The following is a 25,878-nucleotide window of genomic DNA, read 5'->3' on the forward strand; positions in this document are numbered from 1 at the left end:
TTAGTCACACTATGTCCCGATATGGACTTTCCCCGCGGACCGCCCGGCCGGTCGCCGCCCTGATCGGCCTCGCCGCGGCCGCCTACACCGCGTGGGTGCTCGAAGTCGTCCTCTCCACGGGCCTCAACCCCATCGAGACGTACGTCAGCGAGCTCGCCGCCCAGGACCAGCCGCTCGGCGGCCTGTTCCGGGCCACCGACTTCACCGCCGGGCTGCTGGCCTTCGCCGGTGGACTGCTGGCGCTCTTCCGGCTGCTGAAGTGCGCCGAATCCCGTCGCCCCTGGGCCGTCATCGGCTGGGCCGGGGTCACGCTGTTCGGCGCGGCCACCGCCGCCGACGCCTGGCTGCCGCTGAGCTGCACCCCCACCGTGGACCCCGTGTGCGCCGCCCGGGAGACCGCCGGGCTGGTCCCCGCCACCCATCAGGCCCACGCCGTCAGTAGCGGCCTCGCGATGATCGGGGCCCTCGTCGGCCTCGTCGCCCTCACGGTGGCCGCCCGACGTTACGGCTGGTTCGCCCCGCTCGCCCGCTACGGGCCCGCGATCGTCGCCCTCGAACTGCTCGCCACCGTCTGGACCCTGACCGCGATCGCCCTGTTCACCGCCGGGCGCGGGACCTGGGCCCTCGGCGCCGGCCAGCGGCTCCAGGTGCTGCTGGTGGCGATCTGGCTGGGCCTGCTCGCCCACTCCGTCCACAAGGAAGGCCGTACGTGAGCCCGGACGCGGACACGGGTGCGGGTACGGGTGCGGGTACGGCTGCGGGTGCGTACGCGGGCGGCACCGGCCGGTTCGTCCGCGTGGGCGGGGTCCCGCTGCACGTCCTCGTCGAGGGCCGGGGGCCCGTGTGCGTGCTCAGCGCCGGGCTCGCCATGGCCTGGTTCGACTGGGACCCGGTCGTCGCACCGCTCGTCGCCGCGGGCCGCACCGTCGTCCGCTTCGACCGCCCCGGTCACGGCCTCAGCGGCCCCGCCGCCGAGCCGCCCACCACGGCCGGCGAGGCCCACCGGATCGCCGGCCTGCTGGACGCGCTGGGGATGGGGCCGGGGCCGGAGCAGGTGCAGCCGGGGGAGCGAGGGCAGGCGGGGCTGCCGGGGCCGGCCGGGCCCGACGTCCCACGGGTCACCGTGGTCGGGCACTCCATCGCCGGGTTCCACGCCGAGGCCTTCGCCCGCCTGTACCCCGAGCGCACCGCCGCGCTGGTCCTGGTCGACGGGAGCGTCGAGGAGGCCCCCCGTACGGCCGTGCCCGTCGCGCTGCGCATCGCCGCCGCCCGGGCCCTCGGCCGGGCCGTGAGCGCCGTCGGACTGCCGGCCGCGCTGGGGCCACTGGCCCGGCGCGCCACCGTACGGGCCTCCCGCACCGGCGGCTCCGACCCGGCCGCACGGGAACTCGTACGCCGCTGCTACCGCACCGGCCGCGTCTGGCGCGGCGCCCTGCTGGAGAACTCCCGCTACCCGGACATGGCCGCCGAACTGCAGGCCCTGCGCGCCGCGCACCCGCTGGCCGCCCCCACCACCGTCCTCGCCGGTCACGACGGCTCGGCCGGCCGCGGGGCCCTGCACTGGCTGTCCCGCCAGGCGGACCTCGCCGACCTGCTCGGCGCCCGCTTCGAGGTCGCCGAGCCCGCCGGACACCTGGTCATGCTGGACCGCCCGGACGAGGTGGTCCGGGCGGTCCTGGAAACGGCGGAGCGGGGTCAGGCCCGCGCGTAGACCTTCTCGACGAAGGTCGCCATCTGGTCGTCGGAGAGGTGCTGGGCGAGGTCGGCCTCGCTGATCATGCCCACCAGCTTCTTGTTCCGGATCACGGGCAGCCGGCGGATCTGGTGGCTCTGCATCTCGTCCAGCACATCGCCGACGTCCGCCCCCGCGTCGATCCAGCGCGGGGTGCCCTGGGCCATGTCACCGCAGGTGACCTTGGCCGGGTCGTGGCCCTTGGCCACACAGTTCACGACGATGTCGCGGTCGGTGATGATGCCGCACAGCCGCTCCTCGGCGTCACTGATGGGCAGGGCGCCCACATCGAGCCGGGCCATCAGCTGGGCGGCCCGGTCGAGGGTCTCGGTGGCGGGAATCCACTGGGCCCCGGGGTGCATGATGTCTGCGGCGGTGGTCATCGCTGAACCTCCTGAGCACGCCTTGGGACACCGGACGCGGACGCGTCCGGCGTGGCGTCCCCACGCGGGCCCGTTTCCGAGGCGGGTCCCCGCACGGCCGAGTACGCCCGTACGGGTGAGAGGGCGCCTCCCACCACCGTACGGGCGTGTCCCGTCACCCGCGCGGCGCGGCTCCGCGCTGCTTCAGCATGTCCGCCATCAGGGTGAGCTCCGAGCGCTGGGCGTCGACCATGCCCTGCGCCAGCGCCTTCTCGACCGGGGTCTCGCACTGCTGCGCACAGCCCTCGGCCATCGTGACGCCGCCCTTGTGGTGGTCGGTCATCAGCTGGAGGAAGAGCACCTCCGCGTCCCGGCCCGAGGCGGCGCCCAACCGGTCGAGCTCCTCCCTGGTGGCCATGCCCGGCATCAGCGCGCCGGACCCGGCGCCCGCCTCGTGGGCCCCGTGGCCGCCGTGGCCGCCCGAGGCTCCCATCCAGGACATCGGCGGCTCGTCGGCCACCACCTTCGGCAGCCCCCACAGGTCCAGCCAGCCGAGCATCATGCCCCGCTGGTTGGCCTGGGTGTTGGCGATGTCGTAGGCCAGGGTGCGCACCGCCTCGTCCTGGGTGCGGTCGCGCACGATGAAGGACATCTCCACCGCCTGCTGGTGATGCACCGCCATGTCCCGGGCGAAGCCGGCGTCCGGCGACCGGAGCCCCGGCGTACGGGGCTCCGTACGGGCGGGCGTACCGGATCCGGCGGATCCGCCGCCGCCGTTCGCGGCGGCGACCGTGGCCGCCGCCGCGAACAGCAGGGCCAGCAGGACGGCCGTGCCCGCGACCCAGTACGTACGGGGGACGGGGCGGGCCGGGCGGCTCACTTGCCGGCCAGCCCGCTCGTGCAGGCCGCGCCCGGCTCCGGGGTCTGCTCGCCCTGCACGTACTTGGTGAAGAACTGCGTCACCCGGGGGTCGTCCGCGCTGTCCACGGTCAGCTGCTTGCCCCACGCGCTGAGCATGATCGAACCCGTCTGCTCCTTGACCGGGCTCATCAGCGTGTAGGGGGTCTTGCCGACGGTCGCGGCGAGCTTGTCCACGTCGCCCTTGGGGGCCTTCTCGTTGTACGTCACCCAGACCGCGCCGTGCTCCAGCGAGTGCACGGCGTTCACCTCCGGCACCGGGCTCTTGTAGACGTCACCGTTGCAGTTCATCCAGCGGGGGTGGTGGTCACCGCCGATCGGCGGGTTCATCTCGTACTTCACCGGGGTCTCGACGTGGTTGCGGCCGAGCTTCTTCACGTCCCAGAGCTGCTCGCCCTCGACCGGCTTCTTACGGATCTCCTCGGCCTCCTTGCGGATCTTCTCCGCGGCGGCCTGCTTGCGCTCCTCGGCCTGCTTCTGGTCGATCAGCACCCAGGTGCCGAAGCCGACCAGGCCGACGACGATGGCCGACGCGGCCGTGATCGCGATGGCCTTGTTGCGCCGCTCCCGGATCTTTTCGGCGCGGCGCATCTCGGCTATGCGCGCCTGCCGGGAGTTCGGGTCGGTGTACTGGTTGGTCCTGCCGGACTTGCTGGCCATGTGCCCTGGTTCCTTCTGCTGAGGGGGGTGGATGAAAGCGAAACCAAACCGGACCTGTCAGGTCCGCAGCACCTGGAGGGCATGCAGGTCGGGGGCGCGAGCCGGCGGGCCTGCCGTCCGGATCCGCCCCGGCGGGGCCAGGGGCGCGGTGGACGGCAGCCCACCGCCCGCGACGGTCACGGCGGGCGGCGGAACGGGCAGCACGCCCGGGGTGACGCGCGCGAGGGGCGAACACCCGGGCAGGTCGTACGGAGACACGCAGACGACCTGCGCCGCCGAACCGTGTCCCTGCGCCACCACCCGGTTACCGGCCGGTGGCGGCGGTGCGTGCGACTCGCCCGAACGCGCGCACAGCAGCAGCGCGCCGGCCAGCACCCCGAAGACCGTCAGCAGGACGGCACGCCGAAGTCCGGGACGTCCGCGACGCCCCGACCGCGTGTGCTGCCGGCCCCCCATGGGCGCAGATGGTAATGCTCATGACCGGCCCCAGGTCAGTGCGGGGGTGCCGCGAGCTTTACAGGGTGCGTAATGTGGCGGAAACCACGGCTGGCGATACTGGGCGCGCCCGACTGTGCCCCGACTGTCGAGGCGGTGGTGCACAGGCCGTCTGAACTGCGAGGATGAAGGCATGGACAAGCAGCAGGAATTCGTCCTCCGGACGCTTGAGGAGCGCGACATCCGCTTCGTGCGCCTGTGGTTCACCGACGTACTGGGCTTCCTGAAGTCCGTCGCGGTCGCCCCCGCGGAGCTGGAGCAGGCCTTCGACGAGGGCATCGGTTTCGACGGCTCCGCGATCGAGGGCTTCGCGCGGGTCTACGAGTCCGACATGATCGCCAAGCCGGACCCGAGCACGTTCCAGATACTGCCGTGGCGCGCGGAGGCCCCCGGGACCGCCCGGATGTTCTGCGACATCCTGATGCCGGACGGCTCGCCGTCCTTCGCGGACCCGCGCTACGTCCTCAAGCGCATCCTGGCCAAGACCTCCGACCTGGGCTTCACCTTCTACACCCACCCGGAGATCGAGTTCTTCCTGCTGAAGGACAAGCCGCTGGACGGCACCCGCCCGGTTCCGGCCGACAACTCCGGCTACTTCGACCACACGCCGCAGAACGTGGGCATGGACTTCCGCCGTCAGGCGATCACCATGCTCGAATCGATGGGCATCTCGGTGGAGTTCAGCCACCACGAGGGCGCCCCCGGCCAGCAGGAGATCGACCTCCGCTACGCCGACGCGCTCTCCACCGCGGACAACATCATGACGTTCCGTCTGGTGATGAAGCAGGTGGCCCTCGAACAGGGCGTGCAGGCCACCTTCATGCCGAAGCCGTTCTCGGAGTACCCGGGCTCGGGCATGCACACCCACCTCTCCCTCTTCGAGGGCGACCGCAACGCCTTCTACGAGTCGGGCGCCGAGTACCAGCTCTCCAAGGTCGGCCGCTCCTTCATCGCGGGTCTGCTGAAGCACGCCGCCGAAACGGCGGCGGTCACCAACCAGTGGGTCAACTCCTACAAGCGCATCTGGGGCGGCTCCTCCCGCAGCGCCGGCGCGGGCGGCGAGGCCCCGTCGTACATCTGCTGGGGCCACAACAACCGCTCGGCCCTGATCCGCGTCCCGATGTACAAGCCGGGCAAGACGGGCTCCTCCCGCGTCGAGGTCCGCTCGATCGACTCGGGCGCCAACCCGTACCTCACGTACGCGGTCCTCCTGGCGGCCGGCCTCAAGGGCATCGAGGAGGGCTACGAACTCCCGGCGGGCGCCGACGACGACGTCTGGGCCCTCTCCGACGCCGAACGCCGCGCGATGGGCATCGAACCCCTCCCGCAGAACCTCGGCGAGGCCATCGCCCTGATGGAACGCAGCGAACTGGTCGCCGAAACCCTCGGCGAACACGTCTTCGACTTCTTCCTGCGCAACAAGAAGCAGGAGTGGGAGGAATACCGCTCGGAGGTCACGGCCTTCGAACTCCGCAAGAACCTCCCGGTCCTGTAACCGCAGGTCAGCACCACTGTCGGAATCTTCTGACACCCCGGGCCGGTGGTCGACGACCACCGGCCCGATGCCGTCTCATTCGCCCTGGGCCGTCCGCCGCTGCCCCCCCGGGCCTGGGGTGCCGAGGCCTGTGCTGGTGCCCCCTCGGCCACTGATTCCTACTGCTCCAGGAGATCCGGCTCCGGGCCCGGATTGAGAAGCTCGTCATGCGTCGGGCCTCCCATCGTCGCGTGGCGCCCGCTGTGACATGCCGAGCAGAGCGTTACGAGGTTGTCCCGGTCGTTGTCGCCACCCCGGTGCACAGGCAGGATGTGGTGAACCTGAAGCTCGACGCCTTGGCCGGTGCGCCGGCAGTCCTGGCACGTCTTCTTGTCCCGGTCCAGAATCTCGTACCGGAGCTTGATGGCCCGCCGGACGCGGGGCGGTCGCTTCTCCAGGCCGGCAAGCCGGTACGAGCCCGGCGGCAGGGCGCGGTCGTCGACGTTCGAGACGATCTCCCATCCCTCCTCTTCAAGTTCGCGCATCCGTCGCGGCCAGTCCTGTATCCCCGCTGTGTGAGCCAATTGCTCCTTGTCCGCGGCACGCGGGGAGATCTCCGTGAGGTAGTGGAGGAGTCGAGCCTTCCCCGATGCGGCCTTACTCCCCGACTTCACCAGCTTCTTCGCGGCCTTGGCTGCTCGCCAACGTTCTGCCAGGTCGGTGTCGGGCTCTTCCGCGACGAGCCTGTAGTGGTCGTGAGGCATACCGTCCCGGTTCGCTCCCGACTCGATCGGCCAGCCGAAGTCGACCCGAAGCTCTCGGAGTCGCCTCTGCCAGTCTTCTATACCTGCCACGCCGGCAAGGGCGCCGGCGGGTACGGGCTTGCCCACGTGGTTCCGCAAGTACAGCAACATGGCTTTCTGACCGGACGTGATGCCGAAGGCCTTGTTCACTTGGGAGAGGGCCTCTCTCAGCTCAGCCGACAGAAGGCCGATCCTGGCCGCGGACTCCAGCCATGAATCTTGTCGAGTGACTCCCCGGGAGACTCCTTGATCGCGTCCAAGTACTGTCCAGCGGCTACCTTCACACTGGACAGAGCCGCTCCGGGATCCTTGTCCGCCTTTGCTGCCACCGTTCCCACCCCCTGGTGCCTCATGATCGTGCGGGCAGCCTGGTCGGGCCCGCGGCCAGCTACAGCGGACCCCGACTGCGGGCCGATTGCACTCCTTGGGGGAGTCGTGAGGTCCTGGCTCCGAGCGGCCATGTCGGTCTAGGCTTCGGCCAGGATGATCTTCTTGGCCGAGGCTGAGTCCCTGGCCGGGGAGGTTCGGTGGAACGGAGGGGTGGGCCGTGACCCAGGAGCCGCTGATGTTGGATCTGCCGACTCAACGTCAGGTCGAGGTGTACGAACAGCGAGACGTGGAGCTTGACCGGGTCCACGCGTGGTTCATCGGTCAGAAGGACTACGAACAGCGATTCGGGGCGATCTTCCGGAAGTCCATCGACGAAGTCCTGGACGGCCAGCGGACGGGTCGGTACGACCTCTACAAGGCGGGCAAGGGGCGGGTTGAGAAGACCGAGAAGACGTACCTCGGAACCAAAGTGGAGATCGTCGCCAGAGAAGAGTTCGATCTCGGGTATGGAAAGTCGATGGACTATTCCATATCCGGAATCGATGTGGATGCCAAATGGACCATGCGGGATACTTGGACAATCCCGAAAGAGGCCATGGGGCACCTCTGCCTCGTGATGCATGCGGACGACCGTACGAGGCGTTTCGAAGTGGGTCTGGTTCGCATTACGCAGGAGCTCCTCAATCTGGGCAAGAATGGGGATGGCAAAAGAACTGTAGCGGCTCCGCAGAAGAAGAGAATCCGCTGGATCGTGCAGAACGGGACTCTTCCCCGGAATTTTCTGCTCGATCTGGAGAAGCGGGCTCCCGAGATGCTTGCAGAGATCTTCGGTGTTTCCGTTGGGCATCGGGGATCCGGAAACGGTGGCCAGCGTCGAGTCAACTCTCTCTTTGAGAGTGTTCCCGGAGAGCTCGTGGACCGCACGACGGTGGTGACTGTGGCTCGGCAGGACGACGGTCCCAAGCGGGCCCGGGACGCACGTAAGCACCTCAGGCCCAAGGGTTTCGTGGTGTTGGGGCACTTGCAGCCGCATCCCCGGATTGCCGCTGATCTGGGCTTGCCCGTGCCGGACAAGGGATCTTGGGTGTCGGCCAGGCTGGCACCCGTCGATGATGCCGATGTCCGCGCAGCGGTGGTCATCGGCGGTCATCGCTACGGGCTTTGGCGTGAGGGCGACGTCTGTGTGCAGGCGCCCGACATCCCGACCAAGCGGGCAGAGTCCTCCTGAGCGCCGCCCGGTGAGGGTGTCAGTGGGCCGCGATACCCTTGGGGGCGCTGTTGGGCTTGGCCGATAGACGCGGAGAAGCCCCCAGTCCCTGCAACGACCCCTGGAGATCGAGTGCACCCCGTCCAGATCGTGGACCTGTTTGCCGGCCCCGGCGGGCTGGACGTAGCCGCTGAGAAGCTTGGCATTGCCACGGCGGGTGTGGAGTGGGATTCGGCTGCGTGCACCACGCGTCGCGCTGCCGGCCTCGCGACCTGGGAAGGTGACGTGCGTCGCTTCGGGCCGTCCGACTTCCCGGACGCGGATGTCCTTGCGGGCGGCCCCCCCTGTCAGACGTTCACCGTCGCCGGGACCGGAGCCGGGCGACGGGCGCTGGACGACGTGTTGGCGTTCGTCGATCGAATGGTTGCCAGGGAAGACCGGGAAGAGATCTCGAAGGATCTCTCCAAGCTGGAGGACGAACGGACCGGCTTGGTGCTGGAGCCCCTCCGCTGGGCGCTCGAAGCGATTGATGAGCGTGACAAGCCCTATCGGGCGATTGTCCTGGAGCAGGTCCCTGCGGTGCTGCCGGTATGGGAGGCGTATGCCAAAGCCTTGCAATCCGAGGGCTACGCCGTTGATTGTGGGCTTTTGCGTACAGAGGCGTTCGGTGTCCCGCAGACACGTAAGAGGGCTGTGCTGATCGCTCGCATGGGGGGTGAGGCCGTCCAGCTTCCTTCCCCCACTCACCGCACATACCGTAAGGGTGTTGCACGAGATTCCGGGGACGGCAGTCTGAAGCCGTGGTCCACCATGGGCGAGGTGCTCGACCGTGAATCGCCGTTTCTCGTGATCTCCAATTACGGAACAGGTGGCGATCCCAAGGCTCGAGGCCGTCGAGGCTCCTGGGAGCCCTCTGCCACTGTCACGGGCAAGATTTCACGCAACCGTGTCGTGGGGCTGGACGGCGAAGAGCTGGATCGCTTCTCTTTCTCCGAGGCCGGCCGCCTGCAGACCTTCCCGACGGATTACCCGTGGTCGGGGCGCGATGTCGGGCAGCAGATCGGTAATGCCGTGCCTCCCCGCTTGGCCATCCACGTTCTCTCCGCGGCGTTCGGGTGGAACCCGCCGTCGGACGAGGTGCTGGACTCGCTCAGGACCTGGACGGTGGCTGAACCGGAGCCCGAGGCCATCCCCGTTCCGTCCGGGACCGTCCCCGAGTACGTCTGACGCTCCGCGGCAAGGCCTGGGTACAGAGCGAGACCGCCCGGCGCTGATACTCCCCACGGATTCCGCAGCCGGCCCGTCCTGGTACCCCTGCACCGTCAGTGGACCGCGCGGTGCCAGGTGGGGTGGGTGGGGGGTTTGGGGGTGGTTGTGGTGTGGAGTTCGGCGTCCAGGCCCAGGACGGCCGTCGTCGTGGTGCCCGAGGGTTCGAGGACGGCCGACGGGGCGCCCGCGAAGTGCATGCGGGATTCCGCCCAGGCCGGGGGGCCGCCGAGGCCCGTGGTGCTGATCGTGCCGCTGTCCGCGCGGCCCACCATCAGGCGGCCCGCCGCGCCGACCGCGCCGTAGCCCGCGCGGCCGCCCGCCTCCGTGACGCTGGAGACCTGGGGCCGGGCCGTCGGGGCCGCCGTGACCAGGGCCGTGCGAACGACCCCGGAGTCGGGGCGGCGGAAGAAGAGGCGGACGCCCGCGCCGTCCGGGGAGGCCGACAGGGGGACCGTGGTGGCGGGCAGGCCCGTCGGGGCCGGGCCGAGCAGCGGGGCGTCCGGGGTGCGCTGGGTCCACGCCAGGACGGACCCGGTCGTCGTGGCGTACACGTGGCGCCGGCCGGCCGCGTCGACCGCCGTCACCGGATCGCTCTGCAGGTCCTCGCCGCCGAGGCGGTCCCACACGGAGAAGCTGCCGTCCGGCCGCTGGGTGCTCGCGCGCAGGGTCCGGCGCGAGTCGCGGAGGTAGACGGTGAGGCGGCCCGCCGCGTCCACGGCCGCCGCGGGGGCGCTGATCGCCGAGGTGCCCTCGTCGTCGCTGCGCTCCGGGGTGCCGAGCGACTGCCACGGGCCGAACGGGCCGTCGGGCGCGGACTGGACGGCGTACACGACCTCGCGCCGGTACTCCGCGGGCGCGGAGCCGAGGGTGGTGCGGGTGGCGAGGACACCGACGCGGCCGTCGGGGAAGCGGGCCGCCGTGGCCCCCGGGTCGATGCCCGTGCCCGGGAGGAGGGCCGGGCCCTCCCAGTCGCCGCCGGGGCTGCGCGTCCAGTACGCGCTCCGGCCGTCCAGCGTGGCGAAGGCCCACAGGCGGCCGGGCGTTCCCTCGGTCATCCAGGAGGTGTTGTCGGCGCGGGAGTAGCGCAGCGACTGGGCCCAGTTGCGCCCGGTCGGGTTCCCCGCGACCTTGCGGTCGCCGCATCCCGACGGGCTGCCGCAGTAGTCCTGGCGGTCCTGCCAGGCGTAGGTCCGCAGGAAGCCGGTCTTCGTCTCGGCGGTCTGCGGGTCCAGCGAGTGCGGGAGGGTGCTGTTGTGGTAGCCGAGGTAGCTCTGGACCGAGAAGTGCGGGCGGTTGCGGACCCGGTCGGCGTAGGCGGCGGTGGCGGCCTGCACGAAGCGGGCGCCGTACATGTGGTCCTGGTGGTCGGTGTAACGGCCGGTGCCGTTCTCGCCGTACCGGTTCGGCGTCGGGTCCTGCATCCGTATCGTCGTCGGCCGGTAGCGCTCCAGGACCCCGGCTATCGCCTGGACGAGCTGGTCCTTCGTGTACGTGAACGGCTGCTTGACCGGTGTGCCGGAGGTGAGCTGGGCCTCCAGCGCGGGTATCCGGCCGTTCCACAGGCCGCGCAGGCTCTCGGGGGTGTCCCCGCCGGTGCTGCGGGCCTCCCGCAGCATCAACCACACCAGGTTGACCTGCGGCTTCGCTATGAGGACGTCGAGCTCGGCCCGGCCGCCCACGGCGGTGGCGATGACCGTACGCTTCCACGGGCTGGTGCGGTCCCCGGTGGCCATCTGGGCGTACGCGGACCGGATGCCGTTCTGCCGCGCCTCCGCGTAGTGGGCGTGGTCGGCGGGCTGCTCGGGGTCGTTGGCGCCGGCCCCGTGGGCCTCGTTGCGGCCGTCGGACTCGCCGGAGGTGAGGTACGCGGTGGTGACCTGGGTGCCGGACAGCAGGGAACGGCTGAGGTCCGGGTTCATGAAGAACAGGTCGTCGTCGGGGTGGGCGACGATCTGGACGACCGACCCGGCGGTGACGCTCGCGGGGAGGACCGCGGCCGGGTTCTTCTCCTGAGTGCCTTCGGCGGCGGTCTGCTGGCCGGTGGCCACGGAGAGCACACCGGTGGCGCCGGCTGTCAGCACGGTGAGCAGAGCCGCGAAGCGGCGACGGGTCACGGGCAACGGCATCGGGTCACGCCTTGGTTCGTTCCGGGCGGGAGAAAAGCGCTGAGCAGTCAGAGAGAGGCAAAATCGGCGTACTTGGTTCACCCGTTCCGCCGACAACTCCGCTTTTTGGCGAAGGAAGACAAACGGAGGTGGGTCGTCCGACCGTCGCCGCCTGCCACCGGCGGATCCACCGGCCGCCCTACGGAGCCGTGTTGCGCGGCCCCACCGGCTGCCACGGCGCCAGGTGCGCGTCCGGCGCGTCCGGCGACGAGGTGACGTACAGCCGCGCGTCCAGCCCCACCACCGCCAGGCTGACCATGCTCCGGCCGGTCATGGTAGAGGAGGGCGCCCCGACGAACATCAGCGGGGACCGCTCCCACGGCCGCCCCGACCCGGCCTCCGAGCCCAGCTGCCCGCCCGCCGTGCGGCCCGCCAGTACGTGCCCGCTCGCCGTGACCGCGCCGAAGCCCTGGAGGCCCCCGAGGTCGGTCATCTGGCTCACCTTCAGCCCGCCCTCGCCCGTGACCAGGGCGGTACGGACATTGCCCGAGCCGGGTTTGCGGAACCACAGCCGCACCCCGCCCTCGCGGCCCTGCGCGGTCAGCGGGAGCGTGGTGTCCGGCAGCCCGGTGGGCGTGACCGGGCCCAGCGGGGCGCCCGGCTTCGGCTGACCCCAGCCCACCACCGACTTGGAGGTGGCGGCGAACACCATGCGCCGCCCGGTGCCGTCGGTCGCCGTGACCGGGCTGCCGTGCAGGTCGGAGCCGCCGTACTTCTCCCACGGGCCCCAGGTGCCGTCCGCGTGCTGCACCCGGCCGCGCAGGGTGCCCGCACCGTCGCGGACGTACGCCGCCAACTGCCCGGTGCCGTCGACCGAGACGGCCGGCGCGCTGATGTCGGAGGTCCAGCTCTCGTCCGCCGTCTCGGGGGTGCCGAGCGACTGCCACTCCGTGAACTCCTCGGCCCCCGGGCGCTTCTGGACCACGTAGACGACCTCGCGCCGGTAGTCGGCGGGCCTGGTGCCGATGGAGGTGCGGGTGCCGAAGGCGGCCGTGCGGCCGTCCGGCAGGGTCACGGTGCTCACGCCTGGGTCCATCCCCGTGCCGGGGAGCAGGTCCGGGCCCTTCCAGCGGCCGACGAGACCGGGCCGGTGCCAGAGCGCCACCTGCCCGTCGAGCACCTTGAAGGCCCACAGCCCGTGGTCCTTGTCGGAGGTCAGCCAGGTGGTGCCGGTGCCGCGGGCGTAGTTGATGGAGTCCGACCAGCGGTTGCCGCCGGGCTGGTCGGAGACCTTGAGGTCGCCGCAGCCGGCGTCGCTCTTGCAGTGGTTCTGCTTGTCGAGCCAGGCGTAGGTGCCCAGGATGTCCAGCTTCTCCTTGGCCTCGGCCGGGTCCAGCGCGCTGGGGAGGGAGCCGTTGACGTAGCCGACGTAGTTCTGCACCGCGAAGTGCGGGCGGTCCTTGACGTCCTTGGCGTAGGCGGCGGTGGCCAGTTGCACGAACCGGGCGCCGTAGAAGTGGTCCTGGTGGTCGGTGTACCGCTTGGTGTCGGGGAACCGGCCCGGGGTCGGGTCCTGCGAGCGGACGGTCGTCGGCCGGTACTGCTCCAGGATGCCGACGAGGGTCTGGACGACCTGGTCCTTCGTGTACGAGAAGCGCTGCTTGACCGGGGTACCGGAGGCGAGCATCGACTCCAGGCGGGGAACCCTGCCGTCCCACAGGCCGTGCAGGCTGTCCGGGGCGTCGTCGTAGACGGTGCCGGCCTCGCGCAGTTGCAGCCAGACGAGATTGACCAGGGGTTTGGCGACGAGGACGTCGACCTCGGCGTGGCCGCCGCCCTTGGTCGGGACGACGGTGCGTTGCCAGGGGCTGCTGCGGTCGCCGGTGGCCATCAGGGCGTAGGCGGCGCGGATGCCGTTCTGGCGGGCCTCGGCGTAGGCGGGCTTGTTCGGGCGGGTGGTGGCCGCCTTGCCGGCGCCGGCGTTGATGCCGTCGGCCTCGCCCGCGGTCAGGTAGACGGAGGTGACGGGGTGGCCGGCGGATATGGAATACCGCAGGTCCGGGTTCATGAAGTAGAGGTCGTCATCGGGGTGGGCGACGAACTGGAGCACCCGGCCGGGGTCGGGCGCGTCGACGACGGCGGCGGGGGCGCCGGCCGCGCTGTCGGGGACGGTGGGGGAGCCGAGGCGGTGGAGGGCCTCGTTGCCCCGGAGCAGGAGCATGCTTCCGGCGGCGGTGGCCGCGCAGAAGGCGACGACCTTGACGAAGCCGGCCCGGCGGTGCCGGTGTGCCTCGCGGCGCGTCACGGTACGGAGGGTCCGCCGCGCGGCCCCCCGCCCACCCTCGGCCGGGGCCTCCGGCTCGGGTGCGGAGGCGCGGCGGCGCCCGCGCCGGCTCTCGGCGGCTCGGGCCTCGCGGGCCTCGTCGGTCTCACCGGCCTCACCGGCCTCGTCGGGTACGCCCGCCTCGCGCGCGGCGCGGTCGGCCTGCGCGGCGCGGTCGGCGAGTCCGGCCGGGTCGGCCTGCGGCGGCTGCGGCTGCGGGTCGGCCTGCGGCGGCGCCAGCTGGGTCTGCTGCGCCCTGCGGGCCTGCTCCGCCTGGTAGGACTGCCGGCTCTGGTACGCCAGTTGGGCCTGGTGGGCCTGTTGAGGGCGATGGGCCCCGCGGGGCGCGGTCGCCTGCTGAGGCAGTTCCGCCGGGTAGGTCTGCCGGCCCGGGTGAGGAGGTTGCGCCTGCTGTGCCTGGTGGTACTGCGGCGCCTGGCGGGCCGGTTGCGCCTGCTGCGCCTGGTAGGGCTGCTGAAGGTGATGGGCCTCGCGGGGCGGGTAGGTCTGCTGAGGTTGCTGGGCCTGGTCGACCTGCCGGTACGGATACGCGTGCTGCTGCGGGTAGTCCTGGGACGCCTGTTGCGCCGGGTGTCCCTCGTACGCCCGGTAGACCTGGTTCTCCTCGTACCCCGGGTGCCCGTGGTGCCCGGGATGCGTCTGCCCCCACGCGGCCTCCGCCGGCGGACCCTGCTGGTCCCAGGCACCCGCACCCGCACCCGCACCCGCACCGGCTCCCGCACCCGCATCCGCACCGGCCCCAGGGCTCTGCCAGGAGTCGGACATGTGGCTCCCCCCGGGCCGATCGGCGAGGAGCTGCCCCCATCACACGATAAATATTCTGATAATCCGATAACTCTCGGCATCGTACGTGCCTTGAGTCGAACACCTGCTCAGGACACGCCCTGAGCAGTGCCGCAGCCGGGCCGGGACTCCGCCGACAGGTTCCAGGGCCTAGGCTCAGGAGGAGAGCACGCCAGGGCAGTGGCAGCGACAACCGCGGGAGGCGGCGGGATGACGGTCCCGGGACGCAGGAGCAGCACTTTCATCCGGCTGCTCCGCAGCGGCTTCACCGACCCCTCCGCGGCCGCACGGCTGCTGGACTGCGACGCGCTGGCGGCCGTACGCACCGATCCCGTACTGCTCGACGCCCTCGGCGCGACCGCCGACCCCGACCTCGCCCTCCTCGGACTCGTCCGGCTCGCCGAGGCCCAGCCGGACGGCGAGCTGCCCGGGTTCCTCGACACCCTCGTCAGCGCCAAGCCGCTGCGGGACCGGCTGCTCGGCGTCCTCGGCGCCTCCGAGGCCCTCGGCGACCACCTCGCCCGCCACCCCCGCGACTGGCTCGGCCTCGTCACCTACGAGGCCGCCGACCTGCACCCCGGACTCGCCGAGTTCGAGCGCGGGCTCGCCGACGCGCACGAGCCCGTCGGCCTGCGCGTCGCCTACCGCCGCTGCCTGCTCTCCATCGCCGCCCGCGACGTCTGCGGCACCATCGACGTCGCCCAGACCGCCGCCGAGCTCGCCGATCTGGCCACCGCCACCCTCCGCGCCGCCCTGCGGATCGCCTCCGCCGCCGCCCCCGACGACGCGGCCCTCTGCCGCCTCGCCGTCATCGCGATGGGCAAGTGCGGCGGCAACGAGCTGAACTACGTCTCCGACGTCGACGTCATCTTCGTCGGCGATTCGGCCCCCGGCGCCGACGAGGGCAAGGCCCTCCAGGCCGCCACCCGCCTCGCCTCCCACCTCATGCGGATCTGCTCGGAGACCACCGTCGAGGGCACGATCTGGCCCGTCGACGCCAACCTCCGCCCCGAGGGCCGCAACGGGCCCCTCGTCCGCACCCTCGCCTCCCACCTGGCCTACTACCAGCGCTGGGCCAAGACCTGGGAGTTCCAGGCCCTCCTCAAGGCCCGCGCCGTGGCCGGCGACGAGGCCCTGGGCGCCGAGTACATCGCCGCCATAAGCCCGCTGGTCTGGCAGGCCGCCGAACGCGAGAACTTCGTTCCCGACGTCCAGAAGATGCGCCGCCGCGTCGTCGACAACATCCCCGCCGCCCAGGTCGACCGCGAGCTGAAACTGGGTCCGGGCGGCCTGCGCGACGTCGAGTTCGCCGTCCAGCTGCTCCAGCTCGTGCACGGCCGCAGCGACGCCACCCTGCACTCCGGCACCACCCTCGACGCCCTGCACGCCCTCGCCGCCGGCGGCTACGTCGGCCGCGCCGACGCCGCCCAACTGCACGACGCGTACCGCTTCCTGCGCGCCATGGAGCACCGCATCCAGCTCTACCGGCTGCGCCGCACCCACCTCGTCCCCGAGGACGAGAGCGACCTGCGGCGCCTCGGCCGCTCCATGGGCCTGCGCACCGAACCGGTCGCCGAGCTCAACAAGGCCTGGCGCCGGCACGCCTCCGTGGTCCGGCGGCTGCACGAGAAGCTCTTCTACCGGCCGCTGCTCGACGCCGTCGCCCAGCTCACCCCGGGCGAGACCCGGCTCTCGCCGCGCGCCGCCGGCCAGCGCCTCGAAGCCCTCGGCTACGCCGACCCGGCCTCGGCCCTGCGCCACCTCGAGGCCCTCGCCTCCGGCGTCACCCGCAAGGCCGCCATCCAGCGCACCCTCCTGCCGGTGATGCTCGGCTGGTTCGCCGACTCCGCAGACCCGGACGCCGGCCTGCTGAACTTCCGCAAGGTCTCCGACGCGCTCGGCAAGACCCCCTGGTACCTGCGCCTGCTGCGCGACGAGGGCGCCGCCGCCGAGAACCTCGCCCGCGTCCTGTCCGCCGGGCGCCTCGCTCCCGACCTGCTGATGCGCGCCCCCGAGGCCGTGGCCCTGCTGGGCGACCCCGAGGGCCTGCAGCCCCGTACGCACGAGGCCCTCCAGCAGGAGGTCCTCGCCGCCGTCGGGCGCGCCGAGAACCCCGAGGCCGCCGTCGCCGTCGCCCGCGGCGTGCGCCGCCGCGAGCTGTTCCGGACCACCGCGGGCGACATCATCGGCTCGTACGGCACGGAGGACAATCCGGCCGAGGAGGACCACGGAGCCCTCGTCGACCGGGTCGGCGGGGCCGTCTCCGACCTGACCGCCGCCACCCTCGCCGGGGCCCTGCGCGCCGCCGTCCACAGCCACTACGGCGATACGCTGCCCACCCGCTTCGCCGTCATCGGCGTCGGCCGCTTCGGCGGACACGAACTCGGCTACGGCTCCGACGCCGACGTGCTGTTCGTCCACGAGCCCCGCGAGGGTGTCGACGAGCAGGAGGCCGCGAAGGCCGCCCAGACCGTCATCGCCGAAATGCGCAGGCTGCTCCAGCTGCCCACCACCGACCCGCCGCTGCTCATCGACGCCGACCTGCGCCCGGAGGGCCGCTCCGGCCCGCTGGTGCGCACGCTGGCCTCCTACGCCGCCTACTACCGGCGCTGGTCGCTGACCTGGGAGAGCCAGGCCCTGCTGCGTGCCGAGCCGGTGGCGGGCGATGCCGAGCTCGGAGCGCGGTTCATCGAGCTGATCGATCCGCTGCGCTACCCGATGGAGGGGCTCGGCGAGGACGCCGCACGGGAGATCCGCCGGCTCAAGGCCCGCATGGAGTCGGAGCGGATGCCGCGCGGGGCCGACCCGACCCTGCACACCAAGCTCGGCCGCGGGGGCCTCAGCGACGTCGAGTGGACCGTCCAGCTGATCCAGATGCGGCACGCCTGGGCCGAACCGGGCCTGCGCACCACGCGTACCCGCGAGGCCCTCGCGGCCGCCCACTCGGCCGGGCTGATCCCGACCGAGGAGGCGCAGATCCTGGACGAGGCCTGGGTACTGGCGACCCGGGTCCGCAACGCGGTGATGCTGGTGCGTGGCCGCGCCGGGGACACCTTCCCGACCGAGGCCCGGGAACTGGCGGCCGTGGGGCGCTACCTCGGATACGCCGAGGGCACGGTCGGGGAGATGCTGGACGACTACCGTCGCATCACCCGCCGTGCCCGGGCGGTGGTGGAGGAACTCTTCTACGGCGCCTGACCGCTCCCGGCGCACGGCCGGATGCCGCCCGGGGCCGGGTCCGGCGGGGTCAGCGCGCCGTGCCGAAGTCCTGCGTCCAGTAGTTGCCGGGCTGCGCCAGGCCGATACCGATCTCCTTGAAGGCGCAGTTCAGGATGTTCTCCCGGTGGCCCTGGCTGTTCATCCAGCCCTCCATGACCTTCTCGGGGGAGCTGTAGCCGTAGGCGACGTTCTCGCCGTACGTGCGCCACGTGTATCCGGCGCGGGTGATGCGCGCGCCCGGGTCCGAGCCGTCGGAGCCGGTGTGGGACATGTTGCTGTGGGAGGCCATGTCGGCGCTGTGGTCCTGCGCGGCCTTCGTGAGCTTCGCGTTGAGCGAGACGGCCGAGCATCCGGCGGCGGCGCGCTCCTGGTTGACGAGCGCGAGGACCGCGGCGACGTCGCCGGAGGCCGGCGGGGCGGCCGGCTTCGACGGCTGGGGCGCCTGCGGCTTCGGGGTGACGACCGGCGGCTTCACCGGCTTCGGCTGCTGCGCGGGCGGCGTGGTCTCCACGACGGGCTGCGAGGGCGCGGCGGGGCTGCTCGGGGAGGCCTCGGCGGGGCTGCTGCTCGGCGACGTGACCGGGAGCGGGGCATCCACGGGCGCGAGGGTGCTCGGAGTGGCCGAGGGAGCGTACTGCCACGGGCGCTGCTGCTGGTGGCTCGCGGTCCGCGTCCGGCTGTTGCCGTCGTCCTGCGTGTCGAAGCAGGCCATGGCGGCGGTGGGAACACCCACGATGGCGAGCGTGCCGACGCCGATGGCTATTTTCTTGTAGGACGACTTCTTCCGATGCTTCTGCATGCCTGACCTCATTCAGTGATCGCGAAGCTTCCGGCGCCGGAATCGCAGGGCGCCGAAGAGGCCGCCATTCTTAAAAGCCTCTGAATGGCCTGGCAAGTTTCCGCTGATCACGAGCCTGGGGCGGTCGGCATGCGGCTTGAAACGGGACCGTGATCGTGCATCATCACGATTTGGTCACTCCTGCAACCGTCTGATGGGCGATCAGAAACGGCTGTGACCTGGCAGGTCGGTGGCGGGTCCGCCGGTACCGCGGATTCCGTTTTCCGGCGGAGAGGGGAATGTCAATTCCAAAAGGGACAAATATCGAAATGTCGGCGGGTTAGCGCTCCATCAAGAAAGCCCGGCGCCGACGTGTGCACCGTGACGCATGTCACTGTTTCCCGGTCGGGAGGCCGGGAGATCGGGAGGCCGGGACAGCACGAAGCGCCCGTTTCCCCTCGGGTCGCCTGGCTCTGCATCGACGACGTACGGAGGGAAACGGGCGCTGCGGGCGCTGCCGCAGACCTACCGAGGTTCGTAGGCCGCGGCCCGGCAGGCACCGTTCGCGGCGCCACCCGGCACTCCGGCCGCGGTCAGGCCGCTCACACAGCCCTGGAGATCGCCGCTCACGCCACGCGTACAGGCCGCCGTGACGGCGTCCGTGACCTCGGCGCCCGCCTGCGAGGCCATGTTGATGCACGCGGGGATGTCCGCGTGGGCGGCGGGGACGGCGAGGGCCGTGCCGGCGAGGGAGAGGAACAGACCGGCGAGGACACCGGCGGTACGGCTCGACGTGCGCATGGGGCACACACCTGCTCTCGGAATCGTCGCGCGCGGAACTCCTACTGCGGGGCCACCTTGCAGGCGCTCTCCGCGGTCCCGTTGGTGACGGCTGCCGCGGTCAGGCCGGACACGCACTGCGCGTGGTCGCCGGTCAGGCCGACGTAGCACGCCATACGGACGGAGTCCGGGGCCTCACCGCCCTGCAGCTCGCGCTCGACCTGGTTGATGCAGGCCGTGACGTCCGCGTGGGCGGCGGGGGCCGCGAAGGCGGCGCCGCCGAGGGCGAGGGCCAGGCCGGTGAGGACACCGGCGATACGGGTCGACATGTGCATGGGGACGTACCTGCTCTCCGAATTCGTCGCCGCCGGGTCCGGTCCTCCCCCGTACCGGACCGCTCGGCAGGGCTTCCCCCCCGTTCGGTGCTGGATGAGCTGTGCGGCTACCTCGCCTGGACGGCGAAGAGCTGGACGGCGTACTGGCCGCTCGTGCCGATTCCGGTCTGCTTGTACGTGCAGTTCAAAATGGCGGCCCGGTGGCCCTTGTCGCTGGCCATCCAGCCGTCCACGTGCGCCTTGGAGGAGTCGTAGCCCGGCCCCGAGACGTTCTCCGAGGACTGGCCTGCGGGCGAGTAGCCGGCCTTCTCCATACGGGACAGGTAAGTGGAACCGTCCGAGCCGTCGTGCCCGGTCAGGTTGTTCGCCGCCATGTCGTCGGCGTGGGCCTGGGCGGCCGCCGCGAGCCGCGGGTCCACCGTCAGGGGATCGCAACCTGCGGTTTTGCGTTCGTTGTTGACCAGCGTGAGGATCTCGCCCGGGGAGGACTGCTGCACGCTGCGGGTGATGGAGGCCGACGTCGCTGTGGCTGCCGCCGGGGCGGCGATCGCGGTGACCGCGCCGCCGAGCACGAGCAGCGGGACGGTACAGGCGGCGGCGCAGACGCGACGGATCCGGCTGTTCTTGGTACGCATCAGAGTCTTCCCCTCGTCGGGGGTCGTGGGGAGCCGCCCACAGCACCCCCGGCTGTCGGGGGCGGCCGCCCTGGGGCGGCCACGGGGTGCTGCGCGGCCTGTGGAAGGACGGGCACCACCGCAGGCTGCTGCGGGGGCGCGCGCCTCCTTCCACCGTACGACCGGTGGCACCTCACCACGACCGGGCGCCTCGGCGTGCGCCATCGGCGAAGGTGTGCGGGGTGGTCGGGTGGCCGGTGCTAAGCGGCTGTCGCCGCCGCGGCCGGTGGTGGGCTGCAGCTGCAGCTGCGGCAGCGGCCCGGGGTGGGGGAGCGGAAGGCCCGGTCGCACTCTTCGCACGAGCGGAGCGGATGGACCTCGCGGTCCGGGGGCACGGGGTGCGCCGCCGCCCGGGGGTCCGGGATCCGGGGCGGCAGCTGTGCCCGCAGTCGGTGGGCGAGCAGCGCCGCCGGGGAGTGGATGGCGGCCGACGGCAGCGCGCGCGTCAGGGCGGCGGTGACGGCGCCCGGGACGAGCCCGCGCTCCAGCCAGACGGCCGCCGCGGGCGCGAGCCGCACGGTGTCGCGCTCGGAGAGCACCAGCCGGGGATCGCGCAGCCGCAGCCGGGCCAGCAACTGCCGTGCCTGGAGCTCGACCTCGGGAACGTCCGCCGGAACGTCCGCCGGGGCCTGTGCCGGTTCGGGGGCGTTGTCGGTTTCCGGGTCCGGCCCCGGGTCCGGGTCGGGCTCCGGATCGGGGGACGACTGCGGCTCGCGGGCCGCCTCCGCCGACCTGGCGGGCGGGTTGTTGTACGAGACCGTGCAGGTCACGACACGCCCGGACGGGAGCCGTTCCTGGAAGCGGGCGAGGTAGCCGTGCACCTCCAGCTCGCGCAGGGCGGCGGCGATCCGCACCTCGCCCTCCGGGAAGCGTTCGGCCAGGGCCTTGATGGTCACCTTGCAGCCGGTGGGAAGGGACTGGATGTGCGTGGCCAGCCCGATCGCCGTCATGCTCAGCTCGCGGTGCTGGGCGAGATGGTTGCCGATCTTGACGTATCCGCGACGGTGGTCGTGGTTGATGTGCCGGATGCCCGACGAGGCGCGCGCAGGCGCGCTAAGCTGCTGGTCAGCCATGGGGGAAGCGACTCTCTTCCGCTGTGGTCAGGCCCTCGCTCGGGATGCCAGTCCCGTACGAGGGCCGTACGCGTTTTATGGGGTTGTCGGGAGCCAGAGTGCCCGGCGAATTGTCATATGCGCCAGCCCGGTTGGGGTGATTCACCCGACCGAGTGAGAGGGGAGGGGGAGGTATGGAGAGGTCTTTCCCCCCGGTTATCCAATCCTTAGGCGTCGTGCGCGACCGGTAGTCGATCCACCGGATCGTGGAAACCTCGATCCGGTGAAATCGGACTCCCCAAATCCATTTCCGCCCATACGGTTTTCAGCGGCGCGGGCCCGTGATCGGTCCCCCAGCGCGCGGCGAGCGCGGTGACCAGTACGAGCCCCCGCCCCGATTCGGCCCCTGGTGCCGCCGCCGGTACTGCGGACGGCGTGAACTCACCCCTGGTGTCGGACACCTCGATACGGAGCGTAGGCCCGGCCGTGATCCGCAACGCGAGCCGGAAGTTCCGTCCCGGCACCCGCCCGTGGGTCACGGCGTTCGCGGCGAGTTCGGCGACGACCTGCGCGGCGTCCTCGAACGGAAGCCGTTGCTCCGCGAGTTGGGCGACGGTGAGGGCGCGGGCGGCGCGTGCTCCGCGCGGGGTGGACGGGAGCGTGGCGACGAGGCAGGTTTCCTGATTCACGTGACTCAGCGTGGCCATCCGTGCGTAACCTGAACAGAGTTGAGGGCGCTGTGTACGACGGCTGTCCAAGGTGGTCCCGTGGTGTCCTCCCGGTCCAACGGAGGTGGCATGAACACCGACGGCGCCGACGAGTCGAGCTGGGAACTCGACCCGGAGGGCGAATCCGGGGCGGTCATTGCCGCGGTGGGACGCCAGTTGAAAATGTGGCGAGAGGCGAGTGGACTTGACCGTTCCAAGTTCGGTGAACGGATGGGCTACGGCGCCAATCTGATCTACAAGATCGAGCGCGGCGCCCGCATTCCGCGTCCGGAGTTCCTGGACAAGGCGGACGAGGTTCTGGGGGCGGGCGGGAAAATCGCCGCGATGAAGGTGGATATCGAGCGGGCGCGGTACCCGAAGAAGGTTCGGGATCTGGCCAAGCTTGAATCCGACGCGGTTGAGTTGGGTGCCTACGGGAACCACAATCTGCACGGGTTGCTGCAGACCGAGGCCTACGTCCGCACGCTCACCGATGCGCTGGAACGGATCGCTCCCGAAGCGGCCGACACCGTTCCGGCGTCCCGGGACGTGGCGCGGATAGGCTGACCGGATGTTCACCTTTCGCCGCGCGGGCCGGTACGACGGGGACAGCCTCGGCGAGATCCACGCCGCAGCCTGGGAGGCGGCCTACGCCCCCTTCTTCGATCCGGAGTTCGCCGCGGACGGGGTCCGGAGCAGACTGACGCGATGGCACGCAAGGGTCGCGCCGGGAGCCGCCACGTCCGCCACGATGCTGCTGGCCGAACGCGACGGTCGCGCTCTGGCACTGTCCGCCTTCGGCCCGTCCCCGACCCGGCCGGGCCTTGCCGAGATCCTCTCCTTCTACAGTCACCCCGACAGCTGGGGCAGCGGCGTCGCCGCGGCGCTGATGACCGAGACGCTGCACCACCTGCGCGACGCCGGATTCGCCCGGGCGCACCTGTGGACCCTGCGCGACACCCCGCAGTCCCGGCGCTTCTACACCAAGTGCGGCTTCACCGAGACCGGCTCCGCACGCCCCTACGACTTCGGCGACGGGAAGCCGCTCACCCAGGTCGAGTACGAGCGCGGCTGCTGACACTGCGCCGAACTCCTCCGAACTCCGCCGACTGCGCAGAACTCTGCCGAACGCCACGGAACTCCGGCAGAATCCGACTGCCGTTCGCCTGACGTACCCGCCGCCGTCATACCGGGCTCCCTCTCCGGTACTCCGGGCACGCTGTTCTTGAGAGCGCTCAAGCACCCTCGAACAAAGCAGAGGTCTCTCGCCATGGCAGAACTCAACCGCCGCCGTTTCCTCCAGCTCACCGGTGGCGCCGCCGCCCTGAGCCTGCTCAACGAGAGCATCGCGCGCGCCGCCGCCATCCCCGCGCAGGGGACGACCGGAACCATCGCCGATGTCGAGCACATCGTGGTCCTGATGCAGGAGAACCGTTCCTTCGACCACTACTACGGTGCGCTGCGCGGTGTCCGCGGCTTCGGCGACCCGCGCCCGGTGACCCTGCCCGGCGGCAAGTCCGTCTGGCACCAGGCCGACAACGCGGGCAAGGAGACGCTGCCCTTCCGCCCGCCGTCCGACGACCTCGGCATGGAGTTCCTCCAGGGCCTCAACCACGACTGGGCGGGCGGCCAGAGCGCCTTCAACAAGGGCAAGTACGACAACTGGGTGCCCGCCAAGACGCCGGCCACCATGGCGTACCTGACGCGCGACGACATCCCGTTCCACTACGCCCTCGCGGACACGTTCACCATCTGCGACGCCTACCACTGCTCCTTCATCGGCTCGACCGACCCCAACCGCTACTACCTCTGGTCGGGCCACACCGGCAACGACGGCACCGGCGGCGGCCCGGTCCTCAACAACGCCGAGGCCGGCTACGGCTGGACCACCTACCCCGAGCGCCTGGAGCAGGCCGGCATCTCCTGGAAGGTCTACCAGGACATCGGCAACGGCCTCGACGCCGCCGGGTCCTGGGGCTGGATCGACGACGCCTACCGCGGCAACTACGGCGACAACTCGCTCCTCTACTTCAACAACTACCGCAACGCCCAGCCCGGCAACCCGCTCCACGACAAGGCCCGCACCGGCACCGACGCCAGGACCGGCGAGGGCTACTTCGACCGGCTGCGCGCCGACGTCGCCGCCGGCACCCTGCCCCAGGTCTCCTGGATCGCGGCCCCCGAGGCGTTCAGCGAACACTCCAACTGGCCCTCCAACTACGGTGCGTGGTACATCGCGCAGGTGCTGGACGCGCTGACCTCCAACCCCGACGTGTGGGCCCGTACCGCGCTGTTCATCACCTACGACGAGAACGACGGCTTCTTCGACCACGTCGTCCCGCCGTACGCCCCGGCCGATGCCGACCAGGGCCTGTCGACCACGCCGACCGCCCTGGACGTCTTCCCCGGCAAGGCCGGCTACGTCGCCGGACCGTACGGGCTGGGCCCGCGCGTTCCGATGCTCGTCGTCTCGCCGTGGAGCACCGGCGGCTACTCCTGCTCCGAGACCTTCGACCACACCTCCGTGATCCGCTTCATGGAGAAGCGCTTCGGTGTGCACGAGCCCAACATCTCCCCCTGGCGCCGCGCCGTCTGCGGTGACCTGACCTCGGCCTTCGACTTCGCCCGCCGGGACACGGCCACGGTGTCGCTGCCCGACACCGGTTCGTGGGAGCCGCAGGACCGCGAGCGCCACCCCGATTTCCGGGCCACCCCGCCGGCCGTGGGGAGCATGCCGCGCCAGGAGAAGGGCCTGTGCCACACCCGTCCGCTGAAGTACGCCCCGTACGTGGACGGCGCCGCGCTCACCGCCGAGGGCAGGTTCAAGCTGACCTTCAGCGGCGGTCCGGACCTGGGCGCCCAGTTCTACGTCACCGCGGGCAACCGGACCGACGCACCCTGGACCTACACCACCGAGGCCGGCAAGTCGATCTCGGACACGTGGAACACCCGCTACTCCGCCGGCGTCACCGACCTGACCGTCCACGGCCCCAACGGCTTCCTGCGCGGCTTCCGCAACCCGGGCACCACCCCCGGCCCCGAGGTCACCGCCCGCCACAACGCCACCACGGGCAACCTGGACCTCACCCTCACCAACGCCGGGGCGTCGACCGCGACGCTCACCGTCACCAACGCCTACGGCGGCGGCCCCAAGCGCCTCACGGTCGCCAAGGGCGCCACCGTCACCCACAGCGTCTCCCTGAAGAACACCCGACGCTGGTACGACGTGACGGTCACCGCGTCCGAGTTCGCGGACTTCCGCCGCCGCTTCGCCGGCAAGGTCGAGACCGGCGCGGCCGGCCTGTCGGACCCGGCGATCCTGACGAACCAGTCCTCCTGACCCGCTGACCCGGCAGCGCCCGCGCCCCCGGACTTCTCCGGGCGCGCGGGCGCTGCTTGGATGTCGGGATGAGCGATCACCTTCCCGACGGTTACGAGATCTCCACCGACGCCGCCCGGCTGGACGTCGGGCTCGTCCACCGGTGGCTGTCCGAGGACGCGTACTGGGCCCTCGGGCGCAGCCGGCAGAAGCAGGAGGACGCCATCGCGCACTCCCTGAACTTCGGCCTCTACGACCAGGCCTCCGGGGCCCAGCTCGCGTACGCCCGGGTCGTCACCGACCGGGCCACCTTCGCCTGGCTGTGCGATGTCTACGTCGATCCGGGCGCCCGCGGCAAGGGGCTCGGCGGGGCCCTCGTCGATGCGGTGTGCGCGCACCTGGAGCCGTACGGGCTGCGCCGGGTCATGCTCGCCACCGCCGACGCGCACGCCGTCTACGCCCGGTCCGGCTTCGAGCCCCTGGCCACGCCGGAGAAGTGGATGGCCCTCGGGGAGCAGTAGCCCCAGGAGCC

22 protein-coding genes and 1 pseudogene are annotated in these 25,878 nt (G+C 71.4%); 10 read left to right on the plus strand and 13 right to left on the minus strand.

Going from position 1 to position 25,878, the window contains the following annotated elements:
- The first annotated feature begins 11 nt into the window (after window positions 1-11).
- Both OG373_RS27240 and OG373_RS27245 read left to right on the plus strand, forming a co-directional pair.
- Window positions 12-713, plus strand: a complete 702-nt coding sequence (locus tag OG373_RS27240) for a DUF998 domain-containing protein (protein ID WP_405440918.1) — start codon at window positions 12-14, stop codon at window positions 711-713.
- Window positions 714-796: 83 nt separating this feature from the next.
- A complete protein-coding gene (locus OG373_RS27245) occupies window positions 797-1,711 on the plus strand; it encodes an alpha/beta fold hydrolase (protein ID WP_405444221.1) in 915 nt (304 codons plus the stop codon).
- On the opposite strand, the gene OG373_RS27250 is transcribed toward OG373_RS27245, so the two are convergent.
- The 4 genes from OG373_RS27250 to OG373_RS27265 all read right to left on the minus strand — a co-directional run bounded on the left by OG373_RS27250 (window position 1,696) and on the right by OG373_RS27265 (window position 4,128).
- Window positions 1,696-2,115 carry a CBS domain-containing protein gene (locus OG373_RS27250; RefSeq protein WP_405440919.1) on the minus strand — a complete coding sequence of 140 codons (420 nt, stop codon included), beginning with the start codon at window positions 2,113-2,115 and terminating at the stop codon, window positions 1,696-1,698. The genes OG373_RS27245 and OG373_RS27250 overlap by 16 nt on opposite strands.
- A 154-nt stretch (window positions 2,116-2,269) precedes the next feature.
- Window positions 2,270-2,974, minus strand: coding sequence for a DUF305 domain-containing protein (locus OG373_RS27255; RefSeq protein WP_405440921.1), 705 nt, complete (start codon window positions 2,972-2,974; stop codon window positions 2,270-2,272).
- Complete coding sequence (locus OG373_RS27260; protein ID WP_405440922.1) at window positions 2,971-3,672, minus strand: DUF3105 domain-containing protein; 702 nt, start codon at window positions 3,670-3,672, stop codon at window positions 2,971-2,973. Before OG373_RS27260 ends, OG373_RS27255 begins: the two co-directional genes overlap by 4 nt.
- A gap of 57 nt (window positions 3,673-3,729) precedes the next feature.
- A complete protein-coding gene (locus OG373_RS27265) occupies window positions 3,730-4,128 on the minus strand; it encodes a hypothetical protein (protein ID WP_405440923.1) in 399 nt (132 codons plus the stop codon).
- Between the two features lie 172 nt (window positions 4,129-4,300).
- Here OG373_RS27265 and OG373_RS27270 point away from each other — a divergent pair, with 172 nt between their 5' ends.
- Window positions 4,301-5,662 (plus strand): glutamine synthetase family protein, encoded by a 1,362-nt coding sequence (locus OG373_RS27270; protein WP_189963779.1) that lies wholly within the window; start codon window positions 4,301-4,303, stop codon window positions 5,660-5,662.
- Window positions 5,663-5,820: 158 nt separating this feature from the next.
- Here OG373_RS27270 and OG373_RS27275 read toward each other — a convergent pair whose 3' ends face one another.
- The gene (locus OG373_RS27275; RefSeq protein WP_405440925.1) at window positions 5,821-6,594 is read right to left on the minus strand and encodes an HNH endonuclease; all 774 of its coding nucleotides are present in this window, start codon (window positions 6,592-6,594) and stop codon (window positions 5,821-5,823) included.
- Between the two features lie 397 nt (window positions 6,595-6,991).
- Here OG373_RS27275 and OG373_RS27280 point away from each other — a divergent pair, with 397 nt between their 5' ends.
- Complete coding sequence (locus tag OG373_RS27280) at window positions 6,992-8,002, plus strand: NaeI family type II restriction endonuclease (RefSeq protein ID WP_405440926.1); 1,011 nt, start codon at window positions 6,992-6,994, stop codon at window positions 8,000-8,002.
- A gap of 111 nt (window positions 8,003-8,113) precedes the next feature.
- Window positions 8,114-9,208 carry a DNA cytosine methyltransferase gene (locus OG373_RS27285; protein ID WP_405440928.1) on the plus strand — a complete coding sequence of 365 codons (1,095 nt, stop codon included), beginning with the start codon at window positions 8,114-8,116 and terminating at the stop codon, window positions 9,206-9,208.
- A gap of 95 nt (window positions 9,209-9,303) precedes the next feature.
- Here OG373_RS27285 and OG373_RS27290 read toward each other — a convergent pair whose 3' ends face one another.
- Entirely contained in the window at window positions 9,304-11,376 is a 2,073-nt protein-coding gene (locus OG373_RS27290; RefSeq protein ID WP_405440929.1) for a PIG-L family deacetylase, read from the minus strand.
- A gap of 178 nt (window positions 11,377-11,554) precedes the next feature.
- On the minus strand, window positions 11,555-14,464 hold the full coding sequence (locus tag OG373_RS27295) for a PIG-L family deacetylase (RefSeq protein ID WP_405440930.1): 2,910 nt from the start codon (window positions 14,462-14,464) through the stop codon (window positions 11,555-11,557).
- Window positions 14,465-14,692: 228 nt separating this feature from the next.
- Between OG373_RS27295 and OG373_RS27300 the strand changes: the two genes are divergently transcribed.
- Entirely contained in the window at window positions 14,693-17,680 is a 2,988-nt protein-coding gene (locus tag OG373_RS27300) for a bifunctional [glutamine synthetase] adenylyltransferase/[glutamine synthetase]-adenylyl-L-tyrosine phosphorylase (RefSeq protein WP_405440931.1), read from the plus strand.
- 49 nt (window positions 17,681-17,729) lie between these two features.
- Here the strand turns inward: OG373_RS27300 and OG373_RS27305 are convergent, their stop codons facing one another.
- The 6 genes from OG373_RS27305 to OG373_RS27330 form a co-directional block, all read right to left on the minus strand.
- Complete coding sequence (locus OG373_RS27305; protein WP_405440932.1) at window positions 17,730-18,500, minus strand: CAP domain-containing protein; 771 nt, start codon at window positions 18,498-18,500, stop codon at window positions 17,730-17,732.
- A gap of 504 nt (window positions 18,501-19,004) precedes the next feature.
- Window positions 19,005-19,280 (minus strand): hypothetical protein, encoded by a 276-nt coding sequence (locus tag OG373_RS27310; protein WP_397728405.1) that lies wholly within the window; start codon window positions 19,278-19,280, stop codon window positions 19,005-19,007.
- Window positions 19,281-19,321: 41 nt separating this feature from the next.
- Entirely contained in the window at window positions 19,322-19,594 is a 273-nt protein-coding gene (locus OG373_RS27315) for a hypothetical protein (RefSeq protein ID WP_397728403.1), read from the minus strand.
- A 107-nt stretch (window positions 19,595-19,701) separates the two neighbouring features.
- Window positions 19,702-20,229 carry a CAP domain-containing protein gene (locus tag OG373_RS27320; RefSeq protein ID WP_405440933.1) on the minus strand — a complete coding sequence of 176 codons (528 nt, stop codon included), beginning with the start codon at window positions 20,227-20,229 and terminating at the stop codon, window positions 19,702-19,704.
- 239 nt (window positions 20,230-20,468) lie between these two features.
- Complete coding sequence (locus OG373_RS27325) at window positions 20,469-21,341, minus strand: helix-turn-helix domain-containing protein (protein ID WP_405440935.1); 873 nt, start codon at window positions 21,339-21,341, stop codon at window positions 20,469-20,471.
- 206 nt (window positions 21,342-21,547) lie between these two features.
- Entirely contained in the window at window positions 21,548-22,027 is a 480-nt protein-coding gene (locus tag OG373_RS27330; RefSeq protein WP_405440936.1) for an ATP-binding protein, read from the minus strand.
- Between the two features lie 90 nt (window positions 22,028-22,117).
- On the opposite strand from OG373_RS27330, the pseudogene OG373_RS27335 reads away from it, so the two are divergent.
- The 4 genes and pseudogenes from OG373_RS27335 to OG373_RS27350 all read left to right on the plus strand — a co-directional run.
- Window positions 22,118-22,588 (plus strand): annotated as a pseudogene (locus OG373_RS27335) (Scr1 family TA system antitoxin-like transcriptional regulator); the annotation flags it as partial.
- A 10-nt stretch (window positions 22,589-22,598) separates the two neighbouring features.
- Window positions 22,599-23,105 (plus strand): GNAT family N-acetyltransferase, encoded by a 507-nt coding sequence (locus OG373_RS27340; protein WP_405440937.1) that lies wholly within the window; start codon window positions 22,599-22,601, stop codon window positions 23,103-23,105.
- Between the two features lie 192 nt (window positions 23,106-23,297).
- Entirely contained in the window at window positions 23,298-25,367 is a 2,070-nt protein-coding gene (locus tag OG373_RS27345) for a phosphocholine-specific phospholipase C (RefSeq protein WP_405440938.1), read from the plus strand.
- A gap of 68 nt (window positions 25,368-25,435) precedes the next feature.
- Window positions 25,436-25,867 carry a GNAT family N-acetyltransferase gene (locus OG373_RS27350; RefSeq protein WP_397728383.1) on the plus strand — a complete coding sequence of 144 codons (432 nt, stop codon included), beginning with the start codon at window positions 25,436-25,438 and terminating at the stop codon, window positions 25,865-25,867.
- Window positions 25,868-25,878 lie beyond the last annotated feature (11 nt).

Source organism: Streptomyces avidinii (assembly GCF_045161815.1).
In the GTDB taxonomy this organism is placed as follows: Bacteria; Actinomycetota; Actinomycetes; order Streptomycetales; family Streptomycetaceae; genus Streptomyces; species Streptomyces avidinii.